The organism is Wenyingzhuangia sp. IMCC45574, from assembly GCF_054182685.1.
Map to the genome: position 1 here is coordinate 1,433,425 of NZ_CM135169.1, position 19,536 is coordinate 1,452,960.

At 32.1% G+C, this 19,536-nt stretch carries 9 protein-coding genes and 1 tRNA gene; 4 read left to right on the forward strand and 6 right to left on the reverse strand.

Translation table 11 applies throughout. The features are described 5' to 3' along the window. Positions 1 to 170: 170 nt before the first annotated feature. Positions 171 to 1,355 carry a BamA/TamA family outer membrane protein gene (locus ACXHHC_RS06060; protein WP_458228742.1) on the forward strand — a complete coding sequence of 395 codons (1,185 nt, stop codon included), beginning with the start codon at positions 171 to 173 and terminating at the stop codon, positions 1,353 to 1,355. 113 nt (positions 1,356 to 1,468) lie between these two features. Beyond that, the gene (locus tag ACXHHC_RS06065; RefSeq protein ID WP_458228743.1) at positions 1,469 to 4,147 is read left to right on the forward strand and encodes a carboxypeptidase-like regulatory domain-containing protein; all 2,679 of its coding nucleotides are present in this window, start codon (positions 1,469 to 1,471) and stop codon (positions 4,145 to 4,147) included. Between the two features lie 417 nt (positions 4,148 to 4,564). On the opposite strand, the gene ACXHHC_RS06070 is transcribed toward ACXHHC_RS06065, so the two are convergent. Then, a tRNA-Met gene (locus tag ACXHHC_RS06070) sits at positions 4,565 to 4,637 on the reverse strand. Positions 4,638 to 4,766: 129 nt separating this feature from the next. Here ACXHHC_RS06070 and ACXHHC_RS06075 point away from each other — a divergent pair. Next, positions 4,767 to 5,213 (forward strand): RrF2 family transcriptional regulator, encoded by a 447-nt coding sequence (locus tag ACXHHC_RS06075; RefSeq protein ID WP_458228744.1) that lies wholly within the window; start codon positions 4,767 to 4,769, stop codon positions 5,211 to 5,213. Between the two features lie 59 nt (positions 5,214 to 5,272). Here the strand turns inward: ACXHHC_RS06075 and nrdD are convergent, their stop codons facing one another. Continuing rightward, entirely contained in the window at positions 5,273 to 7,063 is a 1,791-nt protein-coding gene (gene nrdD, locus ACXHHC_RS06080; RefSeq protein WP_458228745.1) for an anaerobic ribonucleoside-triphosphate reductase, read from the reverse strand. Positions 7,064 to 7,068: 5 nt separating this feature from the next. Further along, positions 7,069 to 7,518 carry an anaerobic ribonucleoside-triphosphate reductase activating protein gene (nrdG, locus tag ACXHHC_RS06085; protein ID WP_458228746.1) on the reverse strand — a complete coding sequence of 150 codons (450 nt, stop codon included), beginning with the start codon at positions 7,516 to 7,518 and terminating at the stop codon, positions 7,069 to 7,071. A gap of 197 nt (positions 7,519 to 7,715) precedes the next feature. Here nrdG and ACXHHC_RS06090 point away from each other — a divergent pair, with 197 nt between their 5' ends. Next, positions 7,716 to 11,939, forward strand: coding sequence for a hybrid sensor histidine kinase/response regulator transcription factor (locus tag ACXHHC_RS06090; RefSeq protein ID WP_458228747.1), 4,224 nt, complete (start codon positions 7,716 to 7,718; stop codon positions 11,937 to 11,939). Between the two features lie 275 nt (positions 11,940 to 12,214). Here the strand turns inward: ACXHHC_RS06090 and ACXHHC_RS06095 are convergent, their stop codons facing one another. From ACXHHC_RS06095 to ACXHHC_RS06105, 3 genes are read right to left on the reverse strand one after another with little or no spacing between them, the layout of a single operon-like run. After that, positions 12,215 to 13,933: a hypothetical protein gene (locus ACXHHC_RS06095; protein ID WP_458228748.1), complete on the reverse strand. Its 1,719-nt coding sequence runs from the start codon at positions 13,931 to 13,933 to the stop codon at positions 12,215 to 12,217. Positions 13,934 to 13,935: 2 nt separating this feature from the next. Then, complete coding sequence (locus tag ACXHHC_RS06100) at positions 13,936 to 15,924, reverse strand: RagB/SusD family nutrient uptake outer membrane protein (RefSeq protein ID WP_458228749.1); 1,989 nt, start codon at positions 15,922 to 15,924, stop codon at positions 13,936 to 13,938. 20 nt (positions 15,925 to 15,944) lie between these two features. Next, the gene (locus ACXHHC_RS06105) at positions 15,945 to 19,121 is read right to left on the reverse strand and encodes a SusC/RagA family TonB-linked outer membrane protein (RefSeq protein WP_458228750.1); all 3,177 of its coding nucleotides are present in this window, start codon (positions 19,119 to 19,121) and stop codon (positions 15,945 to 15,947) included. Positions 19,122 to 19,536: the final 415 nt, after the last annotated feature.

Genomic DNA, 19,536 nt, shown 5'->3' on the forward strand with positions numbered 1-19,536 from the left:
TTTTTTAATCTTTACTAACATATTTTAAAAAAGGTTTTAACCTGTAATTTATTGGTTATTAAATCGACTATGGAATAGCTAATTTATTTACCTTAGCTTCCTGTATAAAAAGATAAAATTATCTTTTGAAAAAGTAATTTTTAATCTTTTTACACGTTAATAAAATCGACATGAATAGATTTATAACCGCCAACCTAAAACAAATTACGGTAGTATTTTGTTTCTTATTTACTACGTATTCTTTTGCACAAGAAGACGAATCTTTGGATGAAAAGTTTGAACATTTTAAAGATTTTTTAACCATCCACCCTAACAAAAAGGCAGTAGAGAAAGACAGCACACTTTACCCTTCTAAGTTGATTATGGCACCTATTATTGCCTATTCTCCCGAAACAAGTATGAGTGCAGGTGTTGGAGCCAAGTACTTATTTAAATTTAAAGGTTCTGGAGAAGAAACAAGAACTTCTAATATGCCTATAACGGTGCAATACACCTTAAAAAATCAATTTATCTTATTCTCAGGTTTCGAAATTTTCACCAATCAAGAAGAATGGGTTATTATTGGTAATTTTGCTTTTAAAAACTTCCCTAGATTGTTTTATGGTTTTGGTAGAGAATCTTTAGAAGAAAATGAAGAAGAATTTGCTTACCATCAGTTTAGATTTGAACCCTTGGTACTGAAACAAGCTTTTGCCAAATACTTGTTTTTAGGTGGTGGTATTCGATACAATCATATATACGATGTTGATATTAAAGAAAATGGAATTTTAGATGGTTTAAAAGTCCCTGGTTACAGAGGTTCTACTTCTAGCGGTCTAGAATTGGCAATTTTATACGACAGTCGTGATAATATTTTAAATGCAGAAAAAGGTCTGTTTGCACAAATAACGCATGGTTTTTATGGAAAGCTATTAGGAGGTACTCAAAAATTTCAGCTAAGTCGTTTTGACTTTCGTTATTTCTTTAAGCCTTTTCCTAAGTTAGACGATGTTATTGGTTTTCAGGCAATAGGTAGATTTACGCATGGAGAAACTCCTTTTTCTGAATTGTCTCTTTTTGGTAGTGAAGAAATATTAAGAGGTTATATAGAAGGTCGCTATGTAGACAAACATATATTGGCCGCTCAGGTAGAATATAGAAAACATCTTTTTGGTAGACTTGGAATGGTAGCTTTTGCAGGTTTAGGAGATACGACCAACAAAGTAGATCAGTTTAAAATTAAAAATTTAAGGCCTTCTTTTGGTCTTGGTTTACGCTTCTTACTAGATGCTGAAGAGAAATTAAATATCCGTTTTGATTATGGTATGGGGAAAAATTCGAGTACTCCTTATTTAAACATAGCAGAAGCATTCTAAATCTTACAATTCCACATATTATTCCTCTTTTTTTAAGATAAAGAGGAATAGTTTAAGGTGTTCATTAAACTTTTGGAGCCTAACAAAGTCATAGTTTAAATTATAATTAAACCATGACACTAAAACCTTGCAAAGTAACTTTCGCTTACTTTTTATTATTCTTTTGCTTAGTTGCTAAAGCTCAACACATTGAAGTAAAAGGTAGCATTATAGACGAAACAACAAAAACTCCAATTGACTTTGCAACGGTTCAAATAGAAGAAACTAAAAACCATCGTTTATTAGGTTATGGTTTTTCTGACGACAAAGGTAATTTTGTGATAGAAACCGATATTAAAGAAGAAACCGACATTTCTTTAGTGGTTACATATATTGGTTTTACCACATTTAAAAAGCGTATTACTTTAAACAAATTGCACTACAATGCAGGACAAATTTTGCTACACGAATCTGCAGAAAAATTAGACGAAGTAGTTATTACCGCAACTCCACCCGTTTTAATTAAAAATGATACCATGCAATTTAACGCAGCCTCTTTTAAAACAAGAGAAGATGCTACCGCAGAAGATTTATTTAAAAAACTACCCGGTGTCTCTGTAGACAATGACGATGGTAGCGTGCAAGTTAACGGAGTGGATGTAACTCGTATTTTAGTAAACGGGGAACCTTTTTTTAGCAACAATCCTAAGGTTGCAATGAAAATTATCTCTAAAGACATGATTGAAAAAATTGAAATCACCAATACCAAAAGTGATGAAAATCAATTTACAGGAAATGAAGATGACGAAGAGGCTAAAACCATGAATATTATTTTAAAGAACAGAGATAAAAGCAACCTATTTGGAAATGCAACTGCTGGGATTGGTACAAATGATAGATACGAAGCCAATGCTGTTATGAATCGTATGCTAAATAAATCTTTCTTTACGCTTTTAGCTTTTACCAACAATGTAAACAAAAACAACTTTAGTTACGACGAAGATAATGACAATACGTTTGACAGAGCTAGAGCTATTAGAACTGCAACTAATGTAGGAGCCAACTATTCTAACAAGTTTGATGGTGGAGACAAAATAAACATAGATTACTTGTTTTCTGACAATGAATACGACAAAGGTACCAGAGAGAATAGGTTAAGTTTAGTCCCTGGTAATACAAACTCTACAATTAGTAACTCTAGAGATATTACCAATCAGAACGTAAATAGGTTAAATTTTAAAATGACCAATAATCTATTTGACAATTTTAGATTAATTACAAGCACCAACTTTTTTAATAGAGATAGAGATTTTACCCGAGAGTCTGATAGAGAAACAATTAAAGAAGATGGTGAATTTGCCAATAGAAATACTGGGAATTTTAAACAAGAACAAATCACTAGGAATATTAATTCTAACATTAATGCAGTTTATAAATTCGACAAATTAAACTCCTTTATTAGTTACAGAATAGGTACATCTAACAATTCTTTTGATGCTAATTCCAGAAACATATCTGAAACCTCTTTTAACAGTTCCACTCGTGAAGATGTTTTTAGAAACCAAACCATTCTACAAAATAGGAGAGATTTTAGTATTTCTAATACTGTTAAATACAACCAACGTTTTTTAGAAAACCATTCAGTTTCGTACGAATTTAGCCATAGGAAAGACCAGAAAGAAGAAGATAAAGAAACTTCTGATTTTAATGAAAGCTCTAGTTCATTCATTTTAAACGATTCGTTAAGTTTTGATCAACGCATTGACATTACTAAAGAAGAACATAAAATTGCTTATGCATTTAGAAAAAACTCTATTTTTTTTAATGTTAAAGCTAGTCAACTTACAACAGAAGTAGCCAATAAAGAATTAAACCGAAATAAAGGCTTAGAACGAGAGTTTAAAGACTTTTTATTTAGTTCTAAATTTCGTTACTCTATTAAAAAGAAACTAACCATTAATGCGAATTATAGAACCAAAAGCATAGTTCCTAAAAACAACGAATTACTAACAATTACAGACAACACCAACCCTTTAAGAATTAATAAAGGTAATCCAAATTTAAAAAGAGAACTAGAACACTTAATGAGTATTAATTTTAGAACTTTTAACAGGAAAAGTAAAATATTTTTCTTTAACCGTTTTAGTTACACAACTGTTCAGGATAGGATTATTGACAAGACTAGCGTAGATAGTTTATTGGTTACCACTAGAAGCTTTACAAACAATAGCGACAATCATAAATATAGTATTAATGGAAGTATTAGTAAAGACTACAAGAAATCTCCCATATTCTATAGCTTTAAAATGAAATGGTTTGCTAGCACAGGTCAAAACACTCACATCATTAATGATGTTTTATTCAAAAGTACTTTTTATACATTTGCTCCCTCTGCATATGCCGAATTTAACTATAACGATATTATAGAAATAAGCCCAAGATATCGTCTGTTTCTAGACGACACTAAATACGATAATAACGAAATTCAAGACCAGTCTAACATTCAGCATACTTTTGGTTTAAACATTACCACTTTTGGCCCTAAGCGTTTTACCATTTTTAATCAAATGCAATACAACTTAAACCCAAGATTTGAAGAAGGCTTTGGAAAACAGTCTTTGGTATGGAACATAACTGCAAACTATAGTATAGTACCTAACAAAGCTAAATTAAAGCTAACCGTGTTTAATATTCTAAATCAATACGACAACACAACAAGAAGATTAACAGAAAGTAGAAACTCTACCTATACGTATGATGTATTAAAACAATACTTTATGCTAAGTTTTAGGTATAACTTTAAAAATTCATAATTAGCTACCCCACTCCATTTTTATATAGTTGATAAACCCAAAATGCCTCTAGTTTGTTCTAGAGGCATTTTGCATTGTATCTATAATAAAAAAAACACTTCGTTTTAGAAGTGCCTTTAGTAGTAACAGGAACTGGACTTACCTCGACTATATCTTATTTAGCCTGCCTAGAGTTTACCGAAAGGCTCGGCACAGGCTTCTCATCCAGTTACTAATAATTAAAAACCTCTATAACAAAAAAGACACCTCTAAATGAAGTGTCTTTACTAGTAGCGGGAACTGGACTTACCTCGACTATATCTTATTTAGTCTGTCTTGAGTTTACCGAAAGGCTCTGTACAGACTTCTCGTCCAGTTACAAATAATCAAACGTCCCTAAAACAAAAAAGACACCTCTAAATGAAGTGTCTTTGCTAGTAGCGGGAACTGGACTCGAACCAGTGACCTTCGGGTTATGAGCCCGACGAGCTACCTACTGCTCTATCCCGCGATTTGGACTGCAAAGATACGCTATATTAGTCTTACCAGCAACTATTTTTTACAATTATTTAATTTATTTTTATAAACCTTATATACAGCATATTATTATCTTTGATTTTCCTAAAACGAATTCACCATTATGTTATCTAAAGCTTGCAAATATGCCATTAGAGCTATACTTTATTTAGCTATCCACTCAAATAAAGATAAAAAGATAGGAATTAAGAGTATTGCAGAAGAACTACAAACTCCTCAACCTTTTTTAGCCAAGCTTTTACAACAATTAAGCACACATAAATTGGTATCTTCTACCAAAGGTCCGGGAGGTGGGTTTTATTTGTCCGAAGAAGATTTAAATATAAAACTCTGGGACATAGTGGTAAATATAGATGGAACTGAAAAATTTGACGAATGTTTCTTAGGACTCGATTTATGTAGCGACAAATACCCTTGTCCTGTTCACAACATTGTAAAGCCTTTTAAAAATGAAATTTTAAAAGATTTTAAACATAAAACTGTGGGAGAGTTAAGAGGAGAAATAGAAACATCTGGGACTTTACTTTCTTTAAAACTTTTGGAAAAATAAGAAAGTGTGCCTTTACTCTATAAGAACTAAAAACACACCTCTTCTCCAAAACTAAATAATTATTTTATCAGAACAGATTCTTTGTGGTAATGCCTTAGCGCATGCTCTTTTTGCCTTTCTGAACTAAAATTAGTTACCTTTTTTAAGTAACCGATTACCCTAGTTGCATGGTCTACATTTTTAGAATAACAATTTGGACATTTGTACAATGTATTCTTATCAATATGATTGCAGTCGTTACAAACTGTTATTTTAACATTAAAACAAAAGTAATTACACCCAGCTTTTGCAGTAGCCTCTATCAATTTTACAAATCCATCTTTGTTAGGAGCTTCGTCTAAATTTAAATGCAAAGCCGATCCTCCATCTAGATATTGTACATAGTCTTTACCATGCAAACGTATTTTATCTAAATGATTAATTTCTGTATCTTCTACTGCATAGAAATAAGAATTGTAACAGTCTCTACTTACATCTAAACCAGACTCTTTATCCCATTTTGCATTCTTAATTCCTAAATTTTCCGCAGGAACAAATTCAGTATTAAATAAATACCCCCACTCTTGTTTTGCCTTTTTATTTTCATCGTATATAGCATACAAATAGCTATTGATAAACTCTTTATACGCTTTGGTATTTTGTGCTTTAATACCTAAACTCTCAGCAGCTTCTACCATTCCATTTACTCCAATAGTTAAGAACTGTTTATCTAAACTTATAAAGCCAGAATTATAAACAGGCAACAAACCTGCTTTATTATATTCATCCATCAATTGTCTATAAGCAACCTGATATTTGTGTATTTTTTTTACTTCTTTTCTTACATCTCTACCCTGTTGCACCAATCTATTCATATTAAGTGTAATTACATTAATAGAACCTGTAGCTACTCCTCCAGCTCCCAAAGAATAACTAAACGTAGTATCTAAGATTTCGTTCCTTAACCTACAGCAGGAAGCCAAGCTATCTGCATTTTCTGATTGATAGATAAAAAACGAATTCCCTTCGCTTAATTCTTTTGCACATAAATTGGTAAACTCAGTATCTTTAGGTTTCATATTTTCTGTTAACATAGCAGCTGTAACCACCGGAAATGTTAAAATTGCTTTTGTTCGCTCTTTATTAAACCAAGACAAAAAGAAAGCTTGTAATTTCTTTAATCTACCCCATTCTGGTTTGGTCATATCTGGAAATACAAAATCTCCAAACATGCTATTAAAGTAATACTCATCATACAACGAAATATTCCAAAATACAGACTGATAACCTCTTGCGGCAGCTGGCTGATTTATAGCATATACTACATGTTGTAAGTGGTTTTTAATCGTATCAGGAAAAGTCTCTAAATAATCGTCTCCATAATCTATTGCCGCAAAATGATCAAAATACATTAGAAACTCCACTGTAGCCATGGCTCCTGCAAATTGAGAACTCACCGCAAATACCAAATTGACAAACTCTCCACAAAAACTCTCTAAATGTTTAGGTGCCAAACTCTCTCCACCTAATTTAGTTAAGCCGTCTAATAAAAAAGGATACATATTTATAGAAACACAATAAGGCTTTAAAGAAGTCTCGTCGTGCACATAAATCTCATGATCCTCTATCTGCCTTTCATATTCATTTGCCAATTCAGCCCCAAAAAGTTCTGCAATTTTATTCTTTACCAAAGCTCTGTTTACTTGAATGTTTATATCCTTATTCAATTCAGCCTCTAAGGTTGCAATATTCTTTGACGTGACATTTGCATTGGAATCTACCTTAGATCCGTCTGCTGCATTTACAGCATTTAGATACTGATGTATAAAGTTTATCTTCTTTTGAACCTGCTCTTCTGTTAGTCTTATCATATCTTTTATTTTTTATGAAATAATGAATTCATCTTTTTACCTGTTGCTACTTCTTTAAATATCTGATTGGTATTTTCACTATCTAAACCTCCTCTTTTTTTTATCCAGGGTCCGGTTTTTAAGTAATCTAAATTTTCTTCAATTGCTTTGCTTACATTATTTAGACCTGTATACAAACATGTTTTATACCCCAATGTTTTCGCTATTTTCAATAAAAAAATTAATTCTTCAAACTCCCATTCTCCCCCCATAAACAAAACGCATGTGGCATAGCCTCTATAATCAATAAGTGTATTTATGTATTCTTTCCTCTTTAACTTTTCACCACTCCTAGTGGTTCTTAACTCTGGACTATGGCATCCTTTGCATTTTAAAGGGCATCCACAAATAGAATATGTTAGACTAATTTCCCCAGGAACTTCTTTAAAAGTGATATCGAATCTACTAAAAAACATATTAAGACCTTTTTATATTTTATAAAGATAATTTATTTTAATTAGGCATAAAAAACAGCTATTAATAGTTATGAAAAGAGTTATAAACAAAAAGCTAGAACAAATGTTCTATTAACTACCTCATAATTCCTAGTCCTTTAATAATTTTTAGTATATTTTTAACTTTGAAAGAATGAAGTTTAACTACCTTAACTATTATGCTAAAAACTAACTTAATTAAAGCTATACTTTTTTTAACTTTTCATTTATTTACCTCTTTCATTTATGCTCAAAACTCTATTTCTTTTGATCATATTACAACCAAGGAAGGTTTATCCCAAGGAGATGTAAACTCTATACACCAAGACAAGAATGGTTTTATGTGGTTTGCAACTCACGACGGTTTAAATAAATTTGATGGTTATGATTTTACGGTTTATAGACCTGAAGTAGATAACGAAAAAAGTATTAGCAGTAATTTAATATACCGAATCGCTGGAGATGCAAACGACAATCTATGGATAGGAACTACAGGTGGAGGTATAAATTTTTATGATAAGAAAAAAGATGAATTTACTCAGTTTATACATAAAGCAGACGACCCTAGTAGTATTATAGACGACCATGTAAGCTGTGTTTATGTAGATAGAGAAAATAGATTGTGGGTTGGTACAGACAGAGGTCTTGATATGGCCAAACTTGACAATTTTGATAGTAAGTTAGAATTCAAACATTTTTCTCTAAAAGGAAGAGGTATTTCTAGTAATTATAAAAAAAGTAGAATTCACTCTGTATTTCAAGACAGTCAAGGTCAAATTTGGGTAGGTAATATTAGTGGATTATTTATTTTATCAAGAGACTCTTTGGGAGAAGCATATTTTAAGAGAGTTAATGACATGATTGGATTGCCTCCTGGTCCTGTTAACGCTATAATTGAAGACAAATATGGTAGAATTGTTATTGCAGGTGGTGTTGGAACTTTTATATACAATCCTATTAGTGACAAAAACAATGTATTACGTGTAAACTGGACCTACTGTAACTCTTTAACCATAGATAAAAAAGATAATTTATGGATAGGAACTCATTCTGGTTTACTTCATTACAAAATAAACCAAAAGAGTATTACCCCTAAGCTTATAGAAACCAATCTATACACTCCAGAAAATCCATATAGCATAAACAACAATGTAATTAGTTCGTTATATGTAGATAAGACCGGAATTATTTGGGTTGGAACACACGGTGGAGGAATTAATAAAATAGATCACGAGAAAAAGAGATTCTATCTTATTAAGAAAACAATAGATAAAAACAGTTTAAGTTACAATAATATTAGAACCCTTTACGAGGATAAAAACGAAAACTTATGGATTGGTACTTCTGGTGGAGGTATTAATATTAGCAAAAAAGAGGACAATTACAAAAAGTTTCATAAACTAGAAATATACCCTAGAAAATGTCTTGCCATTCAAGAAATTGACAATGGAAATTCAATTCTTCTCGGATTTGAATCGTCTCCTGGGCTATTTAAGATCAACCTTAAAAACAAAAAAATTGAAGACCTTAGCAAAAAGGATTTAATACCAATTAATGACATCCCAGAAAGTGCTTTCTCTATTCTAGAAGACAAAAGCGGTAATGTTTGGATTGGAACTTATAGCAGTGGAATTTTTAGATGGTTAAAAGACCCTAAAACAAACACTTACATTAAAGACAACTTATCGTTCGATTCGTCTAACCCTAATAGTATTTCTAGTAATATTATTCGTTCTATATTTGAAGACAGTGTTGGTAACATCTGGTTTGGTACAGGAAATGGTTTATGTAAACTAGAAAAATCACAAGTAAAACAAGACAACCCACTATTTATTACTTACAAGAATAACCGCAAAGACTTAAATAGCTTAAGCCATAACTACATATTAAAAATAGGCGAAGCTAGTGATGGAACCCTTTGGGTAGGAACTTTAGGTGGTGGTTTAAATAAACTAATTACTTCTAAAAGTAAAAAAGAAGCTAAGTTTGAATTTTACTCAGAAAAAGATGGTATTTCTAACAATGTAATTAAAGCATTTTTAGAGGACGATCAAGGTAATTTATGGATTTCGTCTAATAAAGGAATCTCTAAATTTAACCCTAAAAAAAATGTTTTTAAAAATTACGATGTAAATGATGGCTTACAAGGGAATGAATTTGCCGAAACGTCTGCTGTAAAAAGAAAAAATGGAGAGCTTGTTTTTGGAGGTACCAATGGCTTAAATCATTTTGTTCCAGAAAACATTAAAGACAATTCACAAAAAGCCAATGCAGTTATCACAAAATTTTCAATTGCGAATCAGACTCTAAAAAAAGGTGAAAAATTTAACAACCGAGTTATTTATGAAAAAGCAATTTACGAAACCAAAGAACTAGAACTTAACTATGACGAAAATAGCATTTCGTTTGAATTTGCTGCACTGCACTACTCTGCTCCCTTAAAAAATAAGTTTGCATACAAGCTAGAAGGGTTCGACAAGAATTGGACTTATACTAACGCAAATAAAAGATTTGCCAACTATACCAATTTAGGACCAGGTACCTATACACTAAAAGTAAAAGCATCTAACAACGATAATGTATGGGAAAATACGTTTACAGAATTAAAAATTAAAATTGTTCCTCCTTTTTGGAAAACAACTCCTGCCTACTTTATTTATATGATTGTGATTATTTGTTTTATAATCTTGGTGGTTCAATTTATTTTAAGAAGAACTCAGAAAAAACATAATTTAGAGGTTCAAGAAATTGAAAAAACAAAAAAAGAGGAATTACAAAATTTAAAATTAGAATTCTTCACAAACGTATCTCACGAATTTAGAACTCCTTTAACCTTAATAAAAGGACCTTTAGATGTTCTTAAGAAAAGAGGAAGAGATTTAAACCCTGAAAACTTTAATGAACAGTTAAGATTAATGGAAAAAAACACCAATTACTTATTAAGGTTGGTGAATCAATTACTTGACTTTAGAAAAATGAACCAAGGAAAAACTACCTTGGTTATGAGACATAGTAATATCGTGGCTTTTATTCATGAAGTGGTAGAGCCTTTCCAATTTTTAGTTCATAAAAAAGATATCAACTTTAACATTCATAAAGAGACAGAAGAAATGTTTAGTTGGTTTGATCATGATGCGCTTGAAAAAATAATCAACAACTTGCTATCTAACGCTTATAAATTTACCTCAGCTGAAGGTAACATAGACATTTTTGTACTGAATGAAAACAACCAGATAGTTATTAAAGTTAAAGATTCTGGTATTGGTATTGCTCCAGACAGACTTAAAAATATTTTTGAGCGTTACTACACTAAAAAAGATAAAAACGAAAACAACCCTAAAGGAATTGGAATTGGATTAGCATTCACTAAAAACTTAGTAGAATTACATCAAGGTAGTATTGAAGTAAATAGTAAAAAAGGCATTGGAACTGAATTTATTATAAAATTACCTATAGACAAAGAAGCTTATATAAACAATCCTAAAATTGTTTGTAAAGAAGATACCGATGGTGACTTTGAAAGAAGATCTTCTGAAGCTGAATCTATTGCCATAGATACTAGTGATGAGATTACAGATGAGAACATTGCTAAAGAAAGGTCTAATGAATTGCCTATTTTATTAGTTGTTGACGACAACAAAGACATTAGAACATTTATAAAATACTCGTTGGCTGATGAATATAAAATTTACGAAGCTGAAAATGGGTTAGAAGGATTTGAAATGGCTACCAAGATTATTCCAAATGTTATTGTTACAGATTTGGTAATGCACATAATGGATGGTATGGAGCTTTGTGAAAAATTAAAAACTACAGTTACAACTAGTCATATACCTGTAATTATTCTATCGGCTAAACTCTCTCAAGAAAAAGAACTAGAGGGATTAAAGCACGGTGCGGATGACTACATTAGAAAACCGTTTGATATTGAGCTATTACAATTAAAGCTTCAAAATATTACCAACAAGAGATCATTGCTTCGCAAACGTTTTAACAGAGAAGTTAACCTAAAACCTGCTGAAGTAACTGTTACCTCTGCAGACGAACGTTTCTTAAAACAAGTAATTGAGATTATTGACAAACATATGACTAACACTGAGTTTAGTGTAGAAACTTTGGTTAATGAAATTGGTCAGAGTAGAAGTAATTTGTATTTAAAACTAAAAGAAATTACAGGCTTATCTTCTAGTGAATTTATTAGAAGTATCCGTTTAAAGAGAGCTATGCAGTTGTTCGACACTACAGATTTACCTGTTAAGGAAGTAATGTATAAAACAGGATTTAGTACTGCTTCTTATTTCTCTAAATGTTTTAAAAAACAATTTGGATCTAAACCAAGTGATTACTTAAACAAAAAGAAAGGAAAACCAGGAGATATTTCGGTTGATGATTTATTAGAGTAACCATTTTATTTACAAGTAATATATACAAACAAGGGAGTAACTAATTAGTTACTCCCTTGTTTTTTTTTAAGAACTACTTATACAACTATACTATAATAGATAGAACAATGAGACTTAATTAAGATTTTAAGCCCTCCTACACAATCATAAAAACTACTTGTACATTTAAAACAGTTCTCCCCTGTTACTTATTATACATACCAAACTCCATAAAAAAACCGTCAATAAAATTGACGGTTTAATTAATTTGCTATGTGCAATATAGAACTATCTATTTACGGTAAAAATGCTGGTGCAACTTGGAAATCATCCACATAGAAAGTTGCATCTGTAGCAGAACGAACCCATAATTGCATAGTTCCAGTATCTAATCCACTTGAAACTACTTTATTAGACACTATTTCAACCCATCGACCAGTAGGTATCATACCAAAATTATCTCCAGTATTTACTCCCCACCATGGTGTACTTCCTAAGAAGGGTCCTAAAATCCAATCTAAAGTACCAGACTCAAGATAAACTTTAAAAGAGAACCTATAAGCAGCTCCAGCTTCTAACTGAATATTGCTTCCTGAGTTGGCAGAAACTATTCTTATTGCTTTATTTTCTCCATCTATTTTAATTTTAAGACTTGATGAACCAACAAATGCTCTTTCTATAGAATTCTCAAACTCATATGAAGTAGCTGTTGTATGACCTGCATTACCACCAATTGCCCAGTTGGTTTGACTAAACTCTGTTAAAGCAGGATTGTTTAAAATATTCTCTCTTTGCGTAATAACTGGAGCTGTAAATGCTGCTACATTATTTTCAAAAGAAGGAGAACCTAACTCCACAGAAGCATCAAAACTAACACTTACATTGCTATCCGTTGTATATATTGGAGTAGCAGTCGTAATAATTAACACCGATGGATCTGTTGGACTAATTTCTACAGATTGCACTGGGTTGTCTGTACCATCTACATCTACTTTAAAACTACTCACAATATTAGCATCTAATGACTCGAAACCAGCATTAAACGTTAACGGAATAGATCCATTTTCTAAAGAAGAAGAAACATCTCCTTGAACAGTAATAGGCGTAGTAGACTTTTTTACTCTAATTAAAACAGGTGCTCTATAAATTTCGTTATCACCTACAAACAAGTTATTATCTCTATCTACCTGTCTTGTAAAAGAAAGTCTTGTTACAAACTCACCAAGATTCGTAAACGTATGCGATCTAATAATATCAGATTCTGGTGGTAATAAAGACAAGTTTTCAGTGTACGACTGAAAAGGAGTATTTAAATCGTTAACATCAAAAATACTCAATGTACGTGTAGAAGGTCTAGAAATTTCTACATTCGATTTTTCTACAAAATCTACCGTTTCTCCAGCTTCTATTTCCAACACTTCAAAACCACTAATTTCTGCTGCAGACCCATCAGCAGATACATCTGATGCTGCATATACCACACCATCTTTTTCTATGGTATGATTTGCCACAATAGTATCATACACATATACTGTAAAATCCTTTTCTATTACCCATTTACCTCTTTCCTCATCAAAAACAGTACTAATGACTCCTTCCGAAGACTCAAAAGCAACAGAATCATTAAAAACATTTAACAGTTTAACTGTTGTAGTTGGTACATTGTTACATACTACACCAATAGCATGCTCGTTAGTTACTGTTGCTCCAGGATTGTTAATAAACTGCTTTAAGCTTTCTTTAAACTCTTGAGTATACTCATTTCTTGGTATATTTAATCCTGTAATTATTTCATCTCCTTCTTGAATAATCCAACTATGCTCTACAGCACCTGTTGAAAAATCTGTAAATGCAACATAATTACCTCTATCAGTTCTGTGTAGAAGCGTGTCTCTCCAGTTACCAAAGTTAGATCTCCAAGCTAATGAAGTAAACTCACTGGGAGCTTCATATTCATCATTCTGACAAGAGAAAATGATGAATGGAATTAAGAATAATATTAATATTTTTTTCATGATTAGTCGTTAATTTTTTGATTACTATTTATCTCATCTACAGGAATAGGGAAATATTCTTTATCATCTGTGTAAAATGCATTTGCCTCTCTAAACTCATCGTAAAAGTTAGATCTTCCTTCACCAGGATGAGCTACTCTATTTAGGTTTAACTCTTCCAATGTTTTAAACTCTCCTCTAAAAGCTACTTGACCTGCAGGAGTTGGATTACTTGCATTATGACTGTACAATAAAACTTCACCCCTAAAGACACTTCTACCGTTAAAACCAGCAGGAACACCAGCTAAAGAAAAAGACTTTTGTGACAATTCTTGTAATCTATCTCTAATAACACCCCATCTTCTTAGGTCATAAAATCTAATAGCATTTCCTTCAATAGCTAATTCTAAAGGTCTTTCAACATATCTTAAGTGATTTGTTAACTCTTCTTTGGTATCATATAATAAATCATCTGGATTTCCATCATAGTCATAATCTCCAGGAAGTTCTTCGCTAAATGTGTAAGCTGCAAATTCTGCATGCGTAGATCTAGGCCCTAATAACACTACTCTAGCTCTTCTTCTTACCTTATTTATGTAGTATCTTGCTTCTTCTAAATTATCTTCTAGCAACAAGCATTCTGCGTACATTAAATAAACATCTGCCAAACGAATTAATCTTAAATTCACTCCAGATCTACCATCTCCAGTTACAGCAACATCTGTTCTAACTCCTAAGTTCCAGTTGGTTTGCTTCTTAAAGTTGCTAATCCAGTGAACGTTATCAAAAATACGATTGTCTAATGTTACCGCAGCTTCTACCTCAACTCCATCTACTACTAAAGGTGTTTGCTCTGCAGTTCTAGGTGCGTTGTAAAAACTAGAATACCTATCATCGAACATAGCAATAGAGTTAGATGTTCTTTCTGAAAACAATCTTAAGGTATCTCTAGCCGTATCAGGATCTACAACCACATTTATTGGATCTGCCGGATCTGGCATCTCTTCTCTATAAGTCGTAAGTAACCATGCAGAAGGAACAATTGCAGAAGCAAAACCTCCAAGACCAATGTTATCTGAAATAGTATTGTGTAATGCTTCTTCTGTTCCAGCATCTTTAGAAGTTGCTACAGCAACAGTATAGTTTATTTCTAAGATAGACTCGCTGTTAAATTCATTTAAAGACGTAAAGTTGTCGTTAATATCTTGCGTTAAAGAATAACCTCCATTGTTGATGATATCTTCAAAATAAAACTTAGCACTATCTTTTGCAACTTGATTTCTAGCATCACCTTCATTTCTGTAGTCATATTCATATAAATAACTCTTTCCTAATAAAGCTTTACAAGCATTACCTCCTATTCTCCCTGCATTGTTTGCTGGTTGAAGTGGATCTAAATTCTCTACAGCATATCTTAAATCATTACGATAAAAATTACGAACTTCTTCTGCAGTAGATAATGGTTGCTGAAGATCGCTAATTAGTACTGGTGAAAAATTAAACTTAGGAACGCTTCCTTGGTTAAAAGCATTTGCAATTTGCATATGGAAATATCCTCTTAACGCTCTAGCTTCTGCTAATAATCTTAACCCTTCTTCTTCTTCCTCTTCTGTTGTATAATTTGCTTTTATAAGCTCGTAACCAGCAATTACCTGATTTGCTCTAAACACACCTTCGTACAACTCAGCCCATTTTCTATTAACCTCTGTATTAGAATTATCATATGTATGAGTATGGAAAGGTTTACTACTTGCAGTAAATGCTGATCTAAAACCACCTGGGAAAGTTAAATCACTTCTTTTCGCATTTGCTATAACACCTATGGCAGCTTCTTTTCGCATGCTACTATAAGCAGCAGACAAACCTGTAACCATATCTGTATTTGTTTGATAAAGTAGTGACTCCTCTAAATAATTAGGATTCTCGTGTTCTAAAAAATCATCACTACAAGAAACGATATTTATTGCCAATAACAATAATAACGATGTTTTGATTGATTTATATATTTTCATTTCTCTAATATTATTAGTTATTAAAATTGTAATTGCACTCCAGCTTTGTATTGAGCACTCATAGGGAAAGTACCTTTATCTAAACCTCTTGTATTTAAACCAGAGTTTCCAACTTCTGGATCAAATCCAGTATACTTTGTAAAGGTTAAAGCATTTTGAGCCTGAACATAAATTCTGAATTTAGACATCCCTATTTTTTTAGATACATCTTTAGGCAATGTATAACCAAGAGCTACATTACGTAACCTTACATAAGATCCATCTTCTAAAAAATAATCGCTAATACCTCTGTAAGAAAAAGTACCTACACTTCCTTGGTTTGTTCCGTAATAAGAAGGAACATCAGAAGCAGTGTTTACAGGAGACCATGCATAGAAAATATCTCTATGTCTTCCTACATGATAAGCATATGCTTTACTACCATTTACAATTTCTCCTCCAAAAGATCCAAACAACTGCATTGCCAAATCAAAATTCTTGTATGAAGCATTAATATTTAACCCTAACTGAAAATCTGGAATAGCACTTCCTACATAAGTTCTATCTGTATCATCAATTACTCCATCTCCATTTACATCTTCGTACATAGAATCTCCTAATCTTGGTGCTACTCCACCAATAGAAGTTACCCCTCTTTTAATAACATTGTTATCAGCATCTACAACATCTGTATTGTATGCATCTAATTGTTCTTGAGTCTTTATAACTCCCTGATTTTTTAACATAAAGAACGCCCCTGCTTCGTATCCTTTTGTGATAACAGTAATATTATCTCTGCTTCCAAAACCTACGTTTCCGTTATTTAAATTTACAAAGGCACCGTCTTCACTTGTTTTAGTTACCTCATTCTCATTTCTACTATAATTTAAAGATGCATTCCACTTAAATGGTCCTTTACGATCTTTAAAACTAACTGCTAATTCAAGCCCTTTATTAGTCATGTTACCTACATTGTCTACAACAGTTCTGTTTACACTTTGTGTACCAACACCTGCCGTAGGAGGAACTCTTACAGGGAATAATAAATCTGACTTATCCGAAATATAATAATCTGCAGTAAAGGTTATTTGATTTTTAAAGAATGATACATCTGCACCTATATTTCTTTCTACAGTAGTTTCCCATTTTAAATCTGGATTAAAGTGTCTTACTCTTGCAGCACCAAAACTTATATAGTCACTAGTTCCAAATCCTTGATTTAATCCTAAACTAACTACAGGATTTGTTTGGTATGCTGCAAACCTATCATTACCTGTAGTACCATAACTAGCACGTAATTTAAAGTTATTAACTACTGATTTTAGGTTACCCCAAAACGGTTCTGATGATACGTTCCATCCAGCAGAAACTGACGGGAACCATCCCCAACGGTTGTTTTCTAAAAATTGAGAAGAACCATCTCTACGAATACTTGCACTAAATAAATACTTACTATCATAATTGTATTGAACCCTACCTAAATACCCTATTAAAGAAGTAGTAAAGTCTGGTCTATTTGCTACAATGTTTGCGTAATCAAAATCTGTGTAACCAGATAAAGTTCTAATAATGTCATTCGTTCCATTTAACGATCTTTCCGCTTGAAAACCTTCTCTATTAGATTGCTGAATAGAATTTGCAAAGGTTAAATTAACTGTATGCTTATCAAACGATTTGTTGTAATTAGCAATGGCTTCAAAAGTATACTTTGAAGATAGATAATGCGTATTGGTTAACGATGATCTTTGATCTACAGCTATAGGCTCTATAACTCTTCCTTCGTTAGTTATTACGCTTAAGTTTGGTCTAAACTGAATTACTTTCTCATTTGTAATGTTTCCTCCGGCTCTTGCTGTTATTTTAAAATCCTTAGAAATTTCGTAGTCTATTTGAGCATTCCCAGAAAACAAACTCTTATCGTTATCGTTTTCTCTAGTAATAACTCTTAAAATCCCAGCAGTAGTTCTTAACTGATTATCATTATCATCTCCTACAGGAACAACTGTAGCATTTAAATCTACATCTGGCCTAGAAGGTCTGTATCTAAAAATCTGAGTAAACACATTTCCATCAGGTCTAAGACGTTGATCTTGTCTAAACGACATACCTGTTGTTAACTTAAACTTACCAGAAGTATAAACTACGTTAGACCTAATATTGAATCTATTAAAATCAGAATTAAAGATTACTCCTTCTTGACTAAAGTAGTTTGCATTAAAACTATATCTTAAGTCTTTTGTTCCTCCTGAAACAGATAAATTATAGTTTTGAATTGGAGCTAAATCATTTAAGATTGTTCGCTCTAAGTTTGTATCTCTAAAATGGTTTTCCGGATTTTGCGACTGATTATGGAATGCATTGTCTATCGTTCTTCCATCGGTAGCTCTTCTTACATTTAATAATAAATCTGTATAAAATTGCTCACGTCCATTCATTAAAGGAGTATTAGAAGTAATGTTTTGCACTCCATACTCTCCTCTAAAAAGAACTCTCATTTTACCTGCTTTACCTTTCTTTGTTGTAATTAAAATTACACCAGCAGCTCCTCTTGTTCCATAAATTGCAGCAGATGCAGCATCTTTAAGAATGTCAATAGACTCTATTTCACTAACACTCAATCCTGGGTCATTATCAAAAGGAATACCATCTACCACATATAGTGGGTTGTTTTGCTCTTCGGACAAAGAACTATATCCTCTAATTAAAATACTTGCCTCCGATCCAGGCTCTCCAGAAGCGGCAACAACACTTACCCCTGCTACCTGACCTTGAAGTGCTGCTCCAATGTCTGACGTAGTTGTTTGTTCTAAAACTTCAGATTTCACATTAGACACAGCTCCTGTAACTTCTTTTTTCTTTTGTTGTCCATAACCAACTACTACCACTTCGTCTAATACATCTGCATTTTCCTCAAGCTTAAAAATTATTTTAGCTTGTTCTTTTACAGTGATTGCTTTAGTACCATAACCTAAATAGTTTGCTTCTAAAACATCTCCTTTCTTTACAGCTATTTCAAAATTCCCATCAAAATCGGTAATCGTTAGCTTTCCTGTACTCTTTATAGTTACTGTTACTCCAACCAATGGCTCACCTGCTTCAGATGTTACAGTACCTGCAACTTTCTTGGTTTGTGAATACATTAAGTTGAAACTAAAAACAGCAACAAGTGTGAATACAACACTTCTCAGTTTTTGGTTTTCAAATAGTTTAAATCTCATTGTTTAAGTATGTTTATATTAATGTTAACTAAATTGATGAAATAGCAATCTTTAACAAACAACACACTAACTAGCAGGCATCACAAATGTTCACAAAGCTTTAGAAACCTTTTAAAAAAAGAGCTCACAAGAGAAAATACCCAAAAAAGTAAAGCGTTTTTCCTAAACAAACAGCAATAAAAACGTCAAAAAACAAAGAATAACAAAAATCCACTATTCATGAACACAAAATCCACTATCCATGAACATTTGATCCATTATTCATGAACATAGATTTTAAAAGACATGAACAAAACAATATAAAACACTATAAAACAACAGATTACACAAAACAACAAAATCGAAAGAAAACATCAAAAATAAAAAGTGTCAATAAAACAAATCACCTAGTCAAAACGTCAAACTCCAAGATTAT